The following is a 13,472-nucleotide window of genomic DNA, read 5'->3' as shown; positions in this document are numbered from 1 at the left end:
AGACGACGGGCCGGAGCGCGATTTTTTTACCGTGAGAAAGCGGATAAGGGCGGCGTTTAGCCGGGCATTCCGCACAGTTTGGTCAGGTTGCGCGCGCCGATCATCAGCGTGGCGACATAAGATTGGCTACGCGTGACCACTTCCACCGCCACGCGATCGTTTTGATATCTTATCAGGTAGGTCGAGGGCCAGCCCTGACGGCGCTGGCCGAAGCTTTCGGCATGACGATCGATCGCCGCATGGGCAATCACCAGATGAGACAAGTTTTTATCACCTTTGATAATGCGCTTCATAAACAGCCTCCGCCAACGACAGCTCTGTTATTAGAAAAAGGAGAAACTCTTACCAATCACCGGTATTGTTCGAATCAGTTAGCCTGCCGGCTCATCAGGAAGCAGATCATCGCCGCGCGCAGCGGGCTGACGCTGTCCGCCTGCCATTCACCGCCCTGGGTGCTCATGCGCGCCTGCCATTGCGGGCTGTCGCTTTGGTTATCGGGGTTCAGACTGATTTTGTTGGCGCAAATGATCGGCCAGGCATCGGAGGGATTCTTGCAGTAATCTTTACCTTTCACACCACCGTAGGGATACCACTTGTCCGGGTTCTCCCCGGTCAGCAGCGCGATGCTGCGGTTCACTTCGGCATCGCTTTCTTCGTACCATTTAATCATCGGCTTTATCCATCTTTCGTAAGGTTCGCGCTACATTACGATGTCTGTACGACAGTTTTATGACAGCGCCGCCGGTTTTCACATTATCTCTACTAATGCTTTACCCCCTTTATCTTTCCTTAGCGCCTGCGTACACTTTTCCCTCTGTTCAGCGCCCAGGAAATGCATGCATGTTGACCGGCCTCAATCACCTGACGCTCGCCGTCAGCGATCTCGATCGCAGCTTCGAATTTTATCGTCATCTGTTGGGGTTTACCCCGCACGCCCGCTGGCAAGGCGGCGCTTATCTCTCGTTGGGGGCGTTGTGGCTGTGTCTGTCGCGGGATGAGGCCCGGGCGCAACAAAGCGCGCGCGATTACACCCATTACGCCTTCAGCGTAGCGCCGGAACACATTGAGCAGGTCAGCGAGCGGCTGCGCCAGAACGGCGTCAAAGAGTGGAAGAGCAATCGCAGCGAAGGCGAATCGCTCTATTTTCTCGATCCTGACGGGCACCAGTTGGAGATCCATGCCGGCGATCTGGCCAGCCGCCTGGCGGCATGCCGGGAAAAACCGTATCAGGGCATGGTGTTTTACTGAGGCGCCCCGGCGGCGCTGCCGCCGGCCGGAGCATCATGCTCAACGTTCGGGGATAAAACCTTTGAAATCCAGCGCGGGGCTGAGATCGTCGTCGTCAGCAGCATCGCCGCCATCAGCGCGTGCACGGTGTGCCAGGCGTTTCAACAGCGCCGTTTGTTGGCGTTGTTGCTCGGCAATCTCCTGCAGCAGACGAATCTGCTCGTTGGCGCGCACGCTGGCGCGGTTCACCAGAAACCAAATCCACAGCCCAACCAGCAACGCCACGGCGGCGAGGGCCAGCGACAACAGGCCATTCTGGCCAAAACCTAAATCGTACATGGACAACCCTATTTACTGCGACATTCAGGCCGCCATCTTAACACTCGCGGCGGCCGTGCGAACATCCCTGCCAAAAATTGCTTACCAGGGCACGAAGCGCGTTACCGAGCAGATGCCCAGCGCAAAGTTTCCGCCATCGTCGCAATAACTGTCCAGCGCCAACAGGTAGAAAAACAGGCAGGCTGCGACGGCCGTCATTATCACGAGGATTTTTTTTCGCAACAAATTTAGCAGCCTCATTGTTATCTGGGTAATCTATCGCGCATGTTATCACAGCGAAGTTAAACGAAGTTTAACTTGTCGTTTAGATTTCTGGCTATCGCCCGGTTTTCAGACTGTTACCCTTGCCGTCATGCCGTTGTCGTGGCTAGATGGCCCCTCAGGGACAATGAGGAAGCACAATGAGCAGATTGATTAAGTGGGTACTGGTGTTGGCGGTCATTTACGGCGGCTTTTTGATCTCGGGTTACGGCGTGCTGATAGGCAGCAACAAGAACGTTGGCGGGTTGGGATTGCAGTGCAAATACCTGACGGCGCGCAACGTGGCGATCGCCCAGTACGTCAATGGCGACAACGGTTTCATCGGCGTAGCCGACTGCCCGCTGTTCAAGAAAATCGAAACGGTGGTGGACTAACCGCCACCGCCCGACGCCGCCGCCCTGCGGCGGCCCCGCCTCAGCTGCGGGTGAACTTCATCTCGATCAGCGCAATCGCCTTGTCAATCGCGCGGCGAGTCACCGGATCGGCGCCTGCAGGATGCGTGGAGAAATCGATGCTTTTAAGCTGACCCGCCATCTTGTCGCGCACTTCGGTAGGCGCAATCACGTCGATAACGTCCAGAATCTGTTTGATGACCAGTTGGCAAGCGACCAGATCGGAAGCCAGTTCCTGCTCGTTGCTCAGCATGTCAGACATAATAATTTTCCTCTTGATTCAAACGCCGCACAGAATAGCACGCCGCCTGCGGCATTGCCCGCTCTCCCCGCCTTTTTCCCCCTTCTGCGCACCGCCGGGCAAAAGTCCACGGCGGATTAGCCTATACTTGCAGCATGACGGTGGCGAAAACCACCCGTAAGCCACAACCAACAGGAGAAAATTATGGCGAATCACAATGTGAAATCCTGGGCGACAGTGCGTGAAACTTCGGTGGAAATCGCCGAAGCTATTTTTGAACTGGCAGGGAACGACGAAGTGTTGGCACAGAAGATCTGGGAAGAAGGCAGCGACGAAGCGTTGGAGAAGGCCTTTGCCAAAACCACCGCCGATCAGCTTTATTGGGGAGAGGAAACCGTCGAGCGGAAAAACGTTTGAGCGGCTACGCAACAAAAAGCCCGGGTTTCTGACCCAGGCTTTCCCGATTCTCGATCGCCCCGCTCAGCGGCGTGCAATGTCTCTTGCTCTCACGGTTCTTCACCTCCCACACCTTCCGCATTTTTCATGCTCATCACCGGCATCGCCATAAAAGCGCCGACGCCCACGATTACAACCAGAGTAATAATCACTGTCATTAACATGCGATCACCCCATCAACGTTGAGTTGTTACGGCTGACTCTGTTTTGGCGGTTACTTGCTGTGGCCTTTTCCGCGTCACCCACCGCGGCGGCGACAGTCTCAGATTAGCCGTTTTTCCTTTCTACTGACAAGCCGTGGTTGAACGGTTTTTCCGAATAATTGCCCCCCGTCACCGGCGGCGTTTTTGTCCGCGGCGGCAAGTTGTGTATACTTCACCGCTATGTAGATCTCACACTGACGCACTGATGATACAAGAACACCATCTCTCATTGGTCTGCGCCCTCAGCAAATGGGTCGAAACTCACCTTGGACGAGTGATCCATCTCGAAGAGCTGGCCGAGTACTCCGGCTACTCGCTGTGGCACATGCAGAAGCTGTTCAAAGAAGCGACAGGGATTTCGCTGGGCAAATACATTCGCGAACGCCGCCTGGCCGGCGCGGTTTACCAACTGCGCAGCAGTGAAGCGTCGATCTTCGATATCGCCCTGGACTTTGGCTTCGGCTCACAGTCCCACTTCACCTACATGTTCAGAAAGCGTTTTAATATCACGCCTTATGATTTCCGCCAGGATTTGAGCGTCGATCTGCACATCGACCCGCCGTTGCACGTCATTCACCAAAAATCCGCCTGACGCCCGCCGTGAACCGGCGGGTTAACGCCCCCCCCATACCGCCAGCATCGCGATCAAGGCCGGCAACGCCTGCACCCACAAGATCTTGCGGCTGGCGGTCAGCCCGCCGAACACCCCGGCCGCCAACACGCACCCGAGAAAGAACAGCTGCAGCGCCATGTCCTCACGCCAGTAGCCCCATGCCAGCCCCAGCGCCAGAAAACCGTTGTACAGCCCCTGATTGGCGGCCAATACCCGCGTGGCCGCGGCAAACTCCGCCGTTGTACCGAAGGCGCGTCTGCCGAGCGGCGCACGCCACAGGAACATTTCCAGCACCAGGATATAAAGATGGAGCACCGCGATGAGCAACAGCAAAATATCGGCAAACAGCTTCATGATTGTCCCTATCGCTTATTGAAGATGCCATTAAGTATAATCGCGTAGCTTCTATCGCCAGACAATGGCGATAAAAAAACCCGCCGAAGCGGGTTTATGCAGGAGTCATTTTTTGAGGTTAGTTTAATACGGCGACCAACAATGCCGCGACAGAGACCCAAAACAGCGCCGTAGCAATCACGACATGGGACAGTCTTGCACGATAAAGTACCTGGCTCATAATGACCTCACTGACATCTGACTAACGGGAGACAACCTGACTTCCTGAGGGTTATCCTAAACTTCTTCTCATTGTCATTATATGCGCCAGATCACTGTTCTGCCGATAAACCTTATTCTGCGGTAAAGCTGGAGCCGCGATCACAGTAATTTCGCCTTATTAGAGCGAAATAAGCCGAATAAGCGCGGCGATTATATCCTAACGCTATCAAACATCGCCCCAGGGCAGGCGTGGCGCGGTCATGCGCTCGCCGGAATAACCGCTCACCGGCGGAAAACGCGGCGCCCCTTGTTCCCAATCATGCTGGGCCCGAGTAATTTCAGCCTTGGTATGGCCAACGAAATTCCACCAGATAAGGACCTCTTCATTTAACGGCGCGCCGCCAATTAATAATCCCCTACTGCCCTTCCGTGCATTTAACTCGATAGAGTTATTCTTCATGCCCAAATAGGCAAACTCGTCAGGTGAAAAGGTTTCACCATTAAGTTCGAATGCCCCCATTAGGGGCAAGAAGCCGATTTCATAGTCATCGCGCAGCGGCAATTGCACCGTCGCCGCTTCCTGCCATTCCATATCAATGGCGATTAATGGCGAAAGGGTAAATACCGGCGAACGATAAGCGCCAAATTCCCCAACCAGCAAACGGTGATTCACGCCGCTATTCTGCCACTGCGGCAAGTCGGGATAATGATCGAAACGCGGTGCCATGTCGGCATGTTCGGCCGGCAACGCAATCCATAATTGTGCGGCATGCAATCGCCGCGGTTCGCCCACCGACTGTTCAGTATGTGCGATCCCGTGCCCGGCGGTCATCAGATTGACCTGGCCCGGACGGATCACCTGCTCGCTGCCGAGGCTGTCGCGGTGCAGCACTTCGCCTTCGATCATCCAGGTGAACGTTTGCAGACCGATGTGCGGATGCGGCCCCACATCCATGCCGGACGAGGTACCGCTGAATACCGTCGGCCCGGCGTGATCGAGAAAGCACCAGGCACCGACGGTGCGCCTTTCCCGGGTTGGCAGCGCGCGGTTGATCGGAATGCCCCCCACTTCGGCGTTACGTACGGCAATACGCTGGATCTGGCGCACGCCGTCAACGACGGGGCACTCGCGTGAGGGTGAAGAGAGCGTAGGACGGGACTGACTCATCGCAAAGACCTCCTGAATGGCGCCGATTCGCCAAGGGATAACCGTCCCAGCTTAACACAGGACAGCTCACCTCACAGATCGGCGGCGCTCAGGCGCATTCGCGCGGATTAGGACGCTTTGATATAGCAGCTTTTGATGTCAACATCGTCGTGCGCGTGCCTGAGATCGGAGAAATAGGTCACGCCAAAGAGAATTGATACCACCAGCAGCACGGAAACCAACAGGCCGATAATCGCCAGCAGTTTGGTTTCATCATGGAGATTAGGCTCCATTTTATCTCCCCTAGTTAATCGCGTCAGGTCACCCACAGCGTGACCGCCAGCGTAAAGATAATCAGTGAGCAGGACGCCACCGCCAACACGACGATAGCAAATTGCGCATCACCCAAGGTTTCTCGATAGTTTTTATCCGTTGAGGCGTTACGCTGTTGTTTCACTAAATCGGTTTTCACTCGTTCAACTGCTGCATTGCTGTTTGGCGGGGCAAAAGGCCCCCTCAGTATAAGGCGTTAACGCTGCCGCCTTGGGCATTCCGGCCTCAACCGGGGCATGACGCTATCAACTTTCCCCATCAGGGTCAACACCGCGCCTGCCGGCGAGCGAGCGGGTACACAGGGTAGATGTAACCGACATTGAGATCGCAGGGGAATAAGAGACGGCGATTACAGAGGACAAAAAAAAGGTTCATCGCGCTTTAGCGTGAACCAATAGAAAACGGCAGTCAGAACGTTTAGGTTTGTATTCGCCAAAACACACCCTAAACCTTCAAAACTGCCGTCACTATGAATGCTAACCTTTGCTCCCTGTTCTGGGAAGGCTTTATCGTCAATTCCTTCTCGCATCCTTCTGCCAACTCCCTGCTTATCCAGCTCCAGCCTGACGCTGCCGTCATGCCCTGTTGTCGTCGTTGTGAGCGGCGGGTGCCTGTTGTGCATGATGTTTCCTTCCGCCGAGTGCGTGAACGCCAGCTGCTCGATTGGGTCGTCTGGCTCAACGTCCCCGTCCGGCGCCTGTGTTGCCCCCATTGCGGGGTCACCACCGAAAAAATCAGCTGGTTGCCTGAACGCCAGAGATATACCACGACGCTATCCGTATGGGTTGAGTCATTGACCCGTTTACTGCCGATTAAGCACGTTGCACAACTCACCGGCCTGCACTGGCATACGGTCAAGAATATCGACTACCGACGTCTGCTGCGGGAACGGACAGAGCCGCAGCGCCATACCCTCCGCCGTCTGGTGATGGATGAGTTCGCCCTGTTCAAAGGACATCGCTATGCCACCGTGGTGATGGATGCGGATACGCAACAGGTGTTGTGGGTGGGCGAAGGCCGCAGCAGAGCGGCCTTCCGCCCCTTCTTCGTCTGGCTGGGCGCTGAAGGCTGTGCCGCTATCCAGTCTGTCGCCATGGATATGAATACGGCGTTAGACCTGGAGGTCAGGCATCACTGCCCGCAGGCGGAAGTGGTCTATGACTTGTTCCATGTGGTGGCAAAGTATGGCCGGGAGGTTATCGACCGGGTCCGCGTCGACCAGGCCAATCAACTCCGTGATAACCCAAAATCGCGTCAGGTCATCAAACGCAGCCGCTGGCTGCTGCTGCGCAACCCAGAAAACCTGCCCGAAGGGCATGAGGTAAAGCTCACGGAGTTGCTGGAGGCGAATCAGCCGTTGAATGTGGTCTGGCTGATGAAAACAGCGCTGAAAGAACTGTGGTACGCCCCGAGTGAACAAGAGGCGCAGAGACGCTGGGTAAGCTGGTACAGGCAGTCTCAGGAAAGCGGAATCAAGGCGTTGCAACACTTCGCCGAGAAACTGAAAGGGTATGCCGGTGGCATCATCGCGAGTGCCAGACACAGGTTGAATACCAGCGTGCTGGAAGGGATGAACAATAAGATAAAAGTGATGAAGCGGATGGCCTATGGATACCGGGATAACGCTTACTTCTTCCTGAAAATCAAAGCAGCGTTCCCCGGTAAAGCGCGATGAACCAAAAAAAAGCCCGGTACGCAACCGGGCTCTGGCAGAGCGACAGATTATTGCGGGATACGCAACACCTGCCCCGGATAGATCTTGTCCGGGCTCGACAGCATCGGCTTATTGGCTTCGAAAATCTTGTTGTACAGATTGGCGTTGCCGTACATCTCTTTGGAGATCGCGCTCAGCGTATCGCCCTTCTTCACAGTGTAGAAACGGCTCTCGGCGTCGGATTGCGCCACCGCCACCTTGTCTTCCACGCCGCTGATGCCGGCCACGTTGCCAATCGCCACCAGGATCTTCTCTTTCAGCTCCTGGCTGACGGCATCGCCGGTCACTACGGCTTTACCATCGACCACCTGCACATCGACTTTGTCGGTGCCTGGCAGGCCGCTCTTATCGAGATGCTCCTTGAGTTTGGCGCTTTGATCTTCGGCGGAGGCATTGCCGGTGACTGTGTCCCACAGTTTTTCGCCCGCTTCTTTGACGAAGTTAAACAAGCCCATATTCACTCCTTTTGATGGTTGCACTGATGCATTGAAGTAAGGCTTGTTAAGCTTAGCATCGTCAAAAGGATATGCCATCCGCTCCCGGCGTCAGAAACGGTTAGAGAATTCCGAAAGTGCCGTCAGCGGCGTCTCGATGGTGATTTATCACGCAATGATGCTGAAAAATCGCGCTTTTTTACCTACACTGTTGCCTACAGGGCGGTTCGACGAAGGAGGCATGCAACGATGTACGCATTGGTGATGTTTGTCTGTTATCTGGATGGCGGCTGCAGTGAAATGGTGGTCGATATATTGCGCGACGAACCGCAATGCCTGATCGCGATGAAGGAACAGAACCTGCGCCACGCCGGTTGTTATCCCATGGAAGAGTTTATCGACGGCTTTTGGTTACCGGCCAGCGAATATTCGGATTTTTAACGCCTTCCCCGGCCAATGCTGAGGAATTTCTGATTTCATCGGAAACTTCGTCTGCCTCCGAGGCTTTAGGCCGCTGTTTTGCTAAATTGCGGCTCCCGAAGAAGAAAGACAGAGAAAGGTCATGTCAGCATCAGCTCATTCCAACGAGCATTATGAAATTCTGCTGCGCAACGTCAGCCTGGCGCTAGGCGATGCGGTGTTGCAGTTAATCAAAAACCATAAAAAGGTCTCCGGCGGCAATATTCTTTCGCAGCTGGTGACAGAGATAGAGCGAGAGCAGGATCAGCAGCGGTTTGCCGCGCTGCGTTCGGCCATCGAGCTGGTGGGGTTGGCGCCAAAAGGCTGAGCGCGCGATACAAACGAAGGCAGGGCTTGCGCCCTCCCTGAGGTTAATGACAAACCTGATGACATTGGCAGGTTTACCGAAGACCACATTTAAAAATAAGGAAAATCAATTCATTGATTTTCGGCTGATAACCACAAAGGAGGAAAACCACGCTTTTTCCTCCTTTGTCATCAAGCTAAGGCAGGGCTTGCGCCCTGCCTGATTACCGATCCCGACACAGGATGAAGGTAATGATGGAAACTTAGAAGCGGTAGGTCAGGTTGACGGCAACGATGTCGTCGGTGTTCAGCTTCAGTTTGTTGTCGTCGTTCAACTGGTTGATCTTGTAGTCGACGTAGGTGTACATGTTTTTGTTGAAGTAGTAAGTCGCGCCCACTTCCACGTATTTCACCAGATCGACATCGCCAATCCCTTCAATATCCTTGCCTTTGGACTGTACGTAAGCCACGGACGGGCGCAAACCGTTCTCGAACTGGTACTGAGCCACAACTTCGAAGTTTTGCGTTTTGTTGGCGAAGCCCGACGTGCCGTTGACGCTGATCGGCGTCATGTTGCGGGTATCGGCATACATGGCCGCCAGATAGACCTGGTTGGCGTCATATTTGATTGCGGTGGTCCAGGCGGTGGCCTTGTCGCCTTTACCGTACTGCAGCGCCTTCTGATCGCTGGTGCGGCTGGAATCGGAGAACGCCGCCGCGACGCCGATGCCGCTGCCGCCGATATCCTGATAGTCCAGAGACATGCCGTAGCCGTCGCCGTTTTGCTTGGTTACGCTGCGCTTGTCTTCGTTGTTTTTACCCTGGTACTGCAACGCCAGGTTCAGGCCTTCCACCAAACCGAAGAAGTCACGGTTGCGGTAGGTCGCCAGGCCGTTGGAGCGCGCGGTCATGTAGTTGTCGGTGTAGCTGTAGGAGTCGCCGCCGAATTCCGGCAGCATGTCGGTGTAAGCTTCGGCGTCGTACACCACGCCGTAGTTACGGCCGTAGTCGAACGAACCATAGTTGGCGAACTTCAGGCCGGCGAAGCCCAGACGGGTTTTGGTGCCGGTGGTGCCCTGCGCTTCGTCGTGGTTGGCCTGAACGTTGTATTCCCACTGGCCGTAGCCGGTCAACTGATCGTTGATCTGGGTTTCGCCTTTAAAGCCCAGACGAACGTACGTTTTATCTCCGTCTTCACTTTTATCGACCATCGTAGTCACGCAGCGTCAGTGAACCCCCGAACAGCTGTTTTACCCGGTACATCGCCGTTTCCGCTATCGAGCGACGGTTGTAATCTGTTGTCCATTTCCACCGCGCATTACTCCCGGTCATTCGCTGATTAGCCACTGCACGGTTACGGTCTGCATATTCACCGGGCCAGTAACCCGCACCTTTTCGGGGAGGGATAAGCGCGCTGATTTTCTTACGCCGCAGTTCATCGTGACAGAGCCGGGTGTCGTAAGCGCCGTCTGCCGATGCTGCCCTGATTTTTCTGTGAGTCTGCCGGATAAGACCCGGGAAGGCTTCTGAGTCCGTCACATTGTTCAGCGACAGGTCTGCACAGATGATTTCATGTGTGTTGCTGTCAACTGCCAGATGCAGCTTACGCCAGATACGGCGGCGTTCCTGGCCATGCTTTTTGACTTTCCACTCGCCTTCACCGAAGACCTTCAGCCCGGTGGAATCAATCACCAGATGCGCGATTTACTGAAAACATGTTTGGCCGAAACGCGGCCGTACAGGTCGAGTTTATTGCCATCTTTATTGTAGATTTCAGCCGCGCCGCGTTGGCGAAGGAGGTGATCGCCCCGAGGGCGACAGCTAAGGCTAATACACTGCGTTTCATCATTTATTTTCCTAGATATTATAATTAGAACCCTGCCCGTCACGCCCAATTTATGATTTGGGCTGTGATTTTATCTTTTGGTATTTTATGAGCTCCCCTCATGCTGGGGTGATGTGACATTAGCATCATGAATCAAAACTTAAAATCAAAAAGTTCATGAAACAACGAGGAGAAAGCATGTTTATTTGTAACCATATATTTCAAAAAAGACAACGCATAACCCATTGAATATAAGAAATTTTTATCACATAACTTATAACCAAAACGGTGCAACGCACCAATTTGGTGCATTTTGGTTTCGTTTTGCGTGCTTTCTGCGCGATTCAAAAGTAACAACAATATTAGCATGGTTATTAAAAACGTTACTTATTTCACATTTTTATCTTAACAAAGTCACCAGGCAATTAAGGCTTTCCGATAACGGCTGAATACGGCCTTTATTCATTCACGTAAAGAAATCCCTATAGAACGAATAAAATTCGATTTATGGCCATTTAAATAGCGGGAAATAGCAGATTAAAATAATGAAAGGAATAAACGGCAGCGCGCTGACGGCGCCGCCGAGGATAAATTAATACAACGTAGAACGGGAAACTTCGCTCAACAACATGCCGGCGCGCAGGCCCAGCGCCACAGTGGGGTTAGGAAACAGTATCCACGCGCCCTCTTGGCCAACGCGATACTCCTCCTGCGGCTGCTCGCACAGCAACATCCCCGGTTTCAACTCGGTGAAGTTGGCGGTGTCATCATCCAGATGCAGCTTGAAATCCTCGCTGTGTTTGATCAACGAGTGCATCACACGGAATACCCGAATCTCATCGGCCGCACGCGCCGGCAGGGGCCCTTCACTGACCGCCGCCCGCAGAGCGAGATCGATGGCGGCGAACTGCTGCAGATCGTTGCTGCCGAACGGCCGCGCCTTGCCCAGCTCGAGCGTACAGCTCGCCGCATTGAGATGTTCGCTGGAATAGTGGCTGAAAGTGCCGCCCGGCGCGCTGTGTACCACCAGCGCATCCAGATCGGCCGCATCCAGCAGCTTCAACATCGGCTCGCTGTACGGGCGTTTCTGGAAAGGCAGAATGCCAAAGCGCGGCAAACGCGATTCACGGATGGCGGTGTGCAAATCGTAATGGAAACGCGCCGCCTGTTCGCCATCGAAAAAGGCGGCGAGCGCACGCTCCAGCTGCTGCGCACGCACGGTTTCGCCGCTGGCGGCGAAGTTGCGGTAGCGGCCGCCGAACATGCGGTTCATATCGCTGTGCAGATAACGCTTGCCGGCCCGCATCGCCGCCGGGTTACCCAGCACCACCAACAGCCGCACCCTCAGCGGCAACCGGCCGGTCAGCAGGTCGCCGACCAGCTGATTGAGCAGTTCGATCGGCGCGGTTTCGTTGCCGTGCACCCCCGCCGACATCACCATTGCCTGGCGGTAGGGCTGCCGCGGCGTGAGCTCCAGCACCCCTTCCCCCTGCCAGCGCCAGCGCAGCTGCGGGGTTTCACCTTGCCATTCGACGGGTTCGTTCCCTTCCAGCGTCAGGGGCAGTAGATCGATCATGACGCCTCCCTTAGCGTTGGAATGGATAGATGGAGCCGAGACCGAGGATCGACGTCAGCGAATCCAGCGCCTCGCGCCCTTCGCGCAGCAGCAGCGGATCGGCCAGATCATCCTGCGTCAGGCGATCGCGATAATGGCGGTCGACCCATTCGTTCAGCGTCGCGAACAGCCGCTCGTTCATCATTACGCGTGGGTTAACCGCCCGCAGCTCCTGCTCGTTAAGCGCCACCCGCAGCCGCAGGCAGGCTGGGCCGCCGCCGTTGCGCATGCTTTCACGCAGGTCGAACACGCGAATTTCATCGATCGGGCCGCCGCTGCCGACCATGTCGTTGAGATAACGCCACACGCCGGCGTGCTGACGCGACTCCTCCGGCACGACGATCATCATCTTGCCGTTCGGCTTGGTAAGAATTTGGCTGTTGAACAGGTAGGTCGCCACCGCGTCCGCCACCGAGACGCGCTCCGTCGGCACTTCGATCGCCACCAGCTCGCTGTCCAGCGTCGCCATCTTGCGGCGCACTTCATCCAGCGCCTGCTGCTGGCGGTAAAACGCCTGCTGGTGGTGGAACAGCACGTTCTGGTTACTGACCGCAATCACGTCGTTATGGAATACGCCCTGATCGATCACCGCCGGGTTTTGCTGCACGAAGACCGTATGCTGCTCGTCCAGCTGGTGCAGGCGAGCGATCGCCTCGCCGGCTTCGCGCGTCTGGCGCGCCGGATAACGCGCCGGCGCCGTTTCGCCGCCGAACTCCTGCCGACCGTAGACGAACACCTGCACGCTGCGTTTGGCGTAGTCGCCGCCCAAACGGTTGTGGTTGGCCGCCCCTTCGTCACCGAACAACGCCACCTGCGGCAGCGCCTCATGGTGGGCGAAATGCCGATCGTCGCTGAACATCGCCCGCAATACGGCGGTGGTGGTTTCCGCTTCGATGGCGCGGTGGAATTTGTTATTCAGGTTGGCGGCGGTGAAATGCACCTTGCCGTCGGCGCTGTCCGCCGAGGGCGACACGGTGGCCGCATTGGCGGTCCACATGCACGACGCCGAACTGAGCGCCGACAGCAGGCGCGGCGACTGACGCATCGCCTGCGCCAGCACCGCCTCATCGCTGCCGCTGAAGCCCAGGCGACGCAGCATCGGCAAATGCGGGCGTTCCTGCGGCGGCAATACCCCTTGCTGGAAACCGAGATCGGCCAGCGCCTTCATTTTCAGCAAGCCTTGTTTCGCCGCCAGCTTCGGGTTCGATACGCTGTTTTGATGCTGCGTCGACGCCTCGTTGCCGAACGACAGCCCGGCATAGTGGTGCGTCGGCCCCACCAAACCGTCGAAATTGACTTCATATCCTGACATGTTTATCCCCTGGGGATAGCGTACGGCGACGCCGGCGCGC

Annotated in this window: 19 protein-coding genes and 2 pseudogenes; 7 read left to right on the top strand and 14 right to left on the bottom strand. The window is 55.7% G+C overall.

Translation table 11 applies throughout. The annotated features are described in order from the left end of the window. Nucleotides 1–56 precede the first annotated feature (56 nt). Together GF111_RS24055 and GF111_RS24050 are read right to left on the bottom strand one after the other, a co-directional pair. On the bottom strand, nt 57–293 hold the full coding sequence (locus GF111_RS24055) for a DUF4060 family protein (RefSeq protein ID WP_038877057.1): 237 nt from the start codon (nt 291–293) through the stop codon (nt 57–59). A 74-nt stretch (nt 294–367) separates the two neighbouring features. Beyond that, the gene (locus tag GF111_RS24050; protein ID WP_038877055.1) at nt 368–670 is read right to left on the bottom strand and encodes a phage protein NinX family protein; all 303 of its coding nucleotides are present in this window, start codon (nt 668–670) and stop codon (nt 368–370) included. A 170-nt stretch (nt 671–840) separates the two neighbouring features. On the opposite strand from GF111_RS24050, the gene fos reads away from it, so the two are divergent. After that, a complete protein-coding gene (fos, locus tag GF111_RS24045) occupies nt 841–1,248 on the top strand; it encodes a fosfomycin resistance glutathione transferase (protein WP_038877053.1) in 408 nt (135 codons plus the stop codon). A 39-nt stretch (nt 1,249–1,287) separates the two neighbouring features. Here fos and GF111_RS24040 read toward each other — a convergent pair whose 3' ends face one another. Next, nucleotides 1,288–1,566: a YebO family protein gene (locus GF111_RS24040; protein WP_038877051.1), complete on the bottom strand. Its 279-nt coding sequence runs from the start codon at nt 1,564–1,566 to the stop codon at nt 1,288–1,290. 81 nt (nt 1,567–1,647) lie between these two features. Then, nucleotides 1,648–1,806, bottom strand: a complete 159-nt coding sequence (locus GF111_RS24035) for a PhoP/PhoQ regulator MgrB (protein ID WP_004927688.1) — start codon at nt 1,804–1,806, stop codon at nt 1,648–1,650. Nucleotides 1,807–1,967: 161 nt separating this feature from the next. Between GF111_RS24035 and GF111_RS24030 the strand changes: the two genes are divergently transcribed. Continuing rightward, nucleotides 1,968–2,201 carry a YobH family protein gene (locus tag GF111_RS24030; protein ID WP_038877047.1) on the top strand — a complete coding sequence of 78 codons (234 nt, stop codon included), beginning with the start codon at nt 1,968–1,970 and terminating at the stop codon, nt 2,199–2,201. A 40-nt stretch (nt 2,202–2,241) separates the two neighbouring features. Here GF111_RS24030 and GF111_RS24025 read toward each other — a convergent pair whose 3' ends face one another. Then, the gene (locus tag GF111_RS24025) at nt 2,242–2,481 is read right to left on the bottom strand and encodes a DUF2766 family protein (RefSeq protein WP_025303170.1); all 240 of its coding nucleotides are present in this window, start codon (nt 2,479–2,481) and stop codon (nt 2,242–2,244) included. A gap of 183 nt (nt 2,482–2,664) precedes the next feature. Here GF111_RS24025 and GF111_RS24020 point away from each other — a divergent pair, with 183 nt between their 5' ends. Together GF111_RS24020 and GF111_RS24015 are read left to right on the top strand one after the other, a co-directional pair. Beyond that, a complete protein-coding gene (locus GF111_RS24020; protein ID WP_004927694.1) occupies nt 2,665–2,877 on the top strand; it encodes a YccJ family protein in 213 nt (70 codons plus the stop codon). Between the two features lie 447 nt (nt 2,878–3,324). After that, complete coding sequence (locus tag GF111_RS24015; RefSeq protein ID WP_004927697.1) at nt 3,325–3,711, top strand: helix-turn-helix domain-containing protein; 387 nt, start codon at nt 3,325–3,327, stop codon at nt 3,709–3,711. A gap of 21 nt (nt 3,712–3,732) precedes the next feature. Here the strand turns inward: GF111_RS24015 and GF111_RS24010 are convergent, their stop codons facing one another. The 4 genes from GF111_RS24010 to GF111_RS23995 all read right to left on the bottom strand — a co-directional run bounded on the left by GF111_RS24010 (nt 3,733) and on the right by GF111_RS23995 (nt 5,906). Further along, the gene (locus GF111_RS24010) at nt 3,733–4,080 is read right to left on the bottom strand and encodes a DUF1304 domain-containing protein (RefSeq protein WP_223294934.1); all 348 of its coding nucleotides are present in this window, start codon (nt 4,078–4,080) and stop codon (nt 3,733–3,735) included. 433 nt (nt 4,081–4,513) lie between these two features. After that, a complete protein-coding gene (locus tag GF111_RS24005) occupies nt 4,514–5,455 on the bottom strand; it encodes a pirin family protein (protein WP_147190491.1) in 942 nt (313 codons plus the stop codon). A 107-nt stretch (nt 5,456–5,562) separates the two neighbouring features. Further along, the gene (locus GF111_RS24000) at nt 5,563–5,727 is read right to left on the bottom strand and encodes a hypothetical protein (protein ID WP_164491940.1); all 165 of its coding nucleotides are present in this window, start codon (nt 5,725–5,727) and stop codon (nt 5,563–5,565) included. Nucleotides 5,728–5,750: 23 nt separating this feature from the next. Next, the gene (locus GF111_RS23995; RefSeq protein ID WP_016927390.1) at nt 5,751–5,906 is read right to left on the bottom strand and encodes a hypothetical protein; all 156 of its coding nucleotides are present in this window, start codon (nt 5,904–5,906) and stop codon (nt 5,751–5,753) included. A gap of 330 nt (nt 5,907–6,236) precedes the next feature. Here GF111_RS23995 and GF111_RS23990 point away from each other — a divergent pair, with 330 nt between their 5' ends. After that, entirely contained in the window at nt 6,237–7,442 is a 1,206-nt protein-coding gene (locus GF111_RS23990; protein ID WP_071845352.1) for an ISL3 family transposase, read from the top strand. A gap of 47 nt (nt 7,443–7,489) precedes the next feature. On the opposite strand, the gene lysM is transcribed toward GF111_RS23990, so the two are convergent. Then, complete coding sequence (lysM, locus tag GF111_RS23985; protein WP_016927389.1) at nt 7,490–7,936, bottom strand: peptidoglycan-binding protein LysM; 447 nt, start codon at nt 7,934–7,936, stop codon at nt 7,490–7,492. Nucleotides 7,937–8,164: 228 nt separating this feature from the next. Between lysM and GF111_RS23980 the strand changes: the two genes are divergently transcribed. Both GF111_RS23980 and GF111_RS23975 read left to right on the top strand, forming a co-directional pair. Then, nucleotides 8,165–8,356, top strand: coding sequence for a YebW family protein (locus tag GF111_RS23980; RefSeq protein WP_038877040.1), 192 nt, complete (start codon nt 8,165–8,167; stop codon nt 8,354–8,356). Nucleotides 8,357–8,477: 121 nt separating this feature from the next. Next, nucleotides 8,478–8,702: a biofilm development regulator YmgB/AriR family protein gene (locus tag GF111_RS23975; RefSeq protein WP_038877038.1), complete on the top strand. Its 225-nt coding sequence runs from the start codon at nt 8,478–8,480 to the stop codon at nt 8,700–8,702. A 241-nt stretch (nt 8,703–8,943) separates the two neighbouring features. On the opposite strand, the pseudogene GF111_RS23970 reads toward GF111_RS23975, so the two are convergent. The 4 genes and pseudogenes from GF111_RS23970 to astB all read right to left on the bottom strand — a co-directional run. Next, nucleotides 8,944–9,885, bottom strand: a pseudogene (locus GF111_RS23970) (porin); the annotation flags it as partial. Beyond that, a pseudogene (locus tag GF111_RS23965) lies at nt 9,884–10,384 on the bottom strand (IS5-like element IS903B family transposase); the annotation flags it as partial. The pseudogenes GF111_RS23965 and GF111_RS23970, both read right to left, overlap by 2 nt. Before the next feature lie 713 nt (nt 10,385–11,097). Further along, nucleotides 11,098–12,081 (bottom strand): succinylglutamate desuccinylase, encoded by a 984-nt coding sequence (astE, locus tag GF111_RS23955; protein WP_038877034.1) that lies wholly within the window; start codon nt 12,079–12,081, stop codon nt 11,098–11,100. A gap of 10 nt (nt 12,082–12,091) precedes the next feature. Then, nucleotides 12,092–13,432 (bottom strand): N-succinylarginine dihydrolase, encoded by a 1,341-nt coding sequence (astB, locus tag GF111_RS23950; RefSeq protein WP_038877031.1) that lies wholly within the window; start codon nt 13,430–13,432, stop codon nt 12,092–12,094. Nucleotides 13,433–13,472 lie beyond the last annotated feature (40 nt).

This window comes from Serratia sp. HRI (assembly GCF_010119335.3).
Classification (GTDB): domain Bacteria; phylum Pseudomonadota; class Gammaproteobacteria; order Enterobacterales; family Enterobacteriaceae; genus Serratia; species Serratia nevei.
Note: the sequence above shows the minus strand (reverse complement) of the source record. Positions and strands in the feature narration are given on the sequence as shown.

Bases quoted from the DNA above. Each gene is read 5' to 3' on its own strand.
- GF111_RS24055 (WP_038877057.1), bottom strand. From the start codon at position 293: ATGAAGCGCATTATCAAAGGTGATAAAAACTTGTCTCATCTGGTGATT.
- GF111_RS24050 (WP_038877055.1), bottom strand. From the start codon at position 670: ATGATTAAATGGTACGAAGAAAGCGATGCCGAAGTGAACCGCAGCATC.
- fos (WP_038877053.1), top strand. From the start codon at position 841: ATGTTGACCGGCCTCAATCACCTGACGCTCGCCGTCAGCGATCTCGAT.
- GF111_RS24040 (WP_038877051.1), bottom strand. From the start codon at position 1,566: ATGTACGATTTAGGTTTTGGCCAGAATGGCCTGTTGTCGCTGGCCCTC.
- GF111_RS24035 (WP_004927688.1), bottom strand. From the start codon at position 1,806: ATGAGGCTGCTAAATTTGTTGCGAAAAAAAATCCTCGTGATAATGACG.
- GF111_RS24030 (WP_038877047.1), top strand. From the start codon at position 1,968: ATGAGCAGATTGATTAAGTGGGTACTGGTGTTGGCGGTCATTTACGGC.
- GF111_RS24025 (WP_025303170.1), bottom strand. From the start codon at position 2,481: ATGTCTGACATGCTGAGCAACGAGCAGGAACTGGCTTCCGATCTGGTC.
- GF111_RS24020 (WP_004927694.1), top strand. From the start codon at position 2,665: ATGGCGAATCACAATGTGAAATCCTGGGCGACAGTGCGTGAAACTTCG.
- GF111_RS24015 (WP_004927697.1), top strand. From the start codon at position 3,325: ATGATACAAGAACACCATCTCTCATTGGTCTGCGCCCTCAGCAAATGG.
- GF111_RS24005 (WP_147190491.1), bottom strand. From the start codon at position 5,455: ATGAGTCAGTCCCGTCCTACGCTCTCTTCACCCTCACGCGAGTGCCCC.
- GF111_RS24000 (WP_164491940.1), bottom strand. From the start codon at position 5,727: ATGGAGCCTAATCTCCATGATGAAACCAAACTGCTGGCGATTATCGGC.
- GF111_RS23990 (WP_071845352.1), top strand. From the start codon at position 6,237: ATGAATGCTAACCTTTGCTCCCTGTTCTGGGAAGGCTTTATCGTCAAT.
- lysM (WP_016927389.1), bottom strand. From the start codon at position 7,936: ATGGGCTTGTTTAACTTCGTCAAAGAAGCGGGCGAAAAACTGTGGGAC.
- GF111_RS23980 (WP_038877040.1), top strand. From the start codon at position 8,165: ATGTACGCATTGGTGATGTTTGTCTGTTATCTGGATGGCGGCTGCAGT.
- GF111_RS23975 (WP_038877038.1), top strand. From the start codon at position 8,478: ATGTCAGCATCAGCTCATTCCAACGAGCATTATGAAATTCTGCTGCGC.
- astE (WP_038877034.1), bottom strand. From the start codon at position 12,081: ATGATCGATCTACTGCCCCTGACGCTGGAAGGGAACGAACCCGTCGAA.
- astB (WP_038877031.1), bottom strand. From the start codon at position 13,432: ATGTCAGGATATGAAGTCAATTTCGACGGTTTGGTGGGGCCGACGCAC.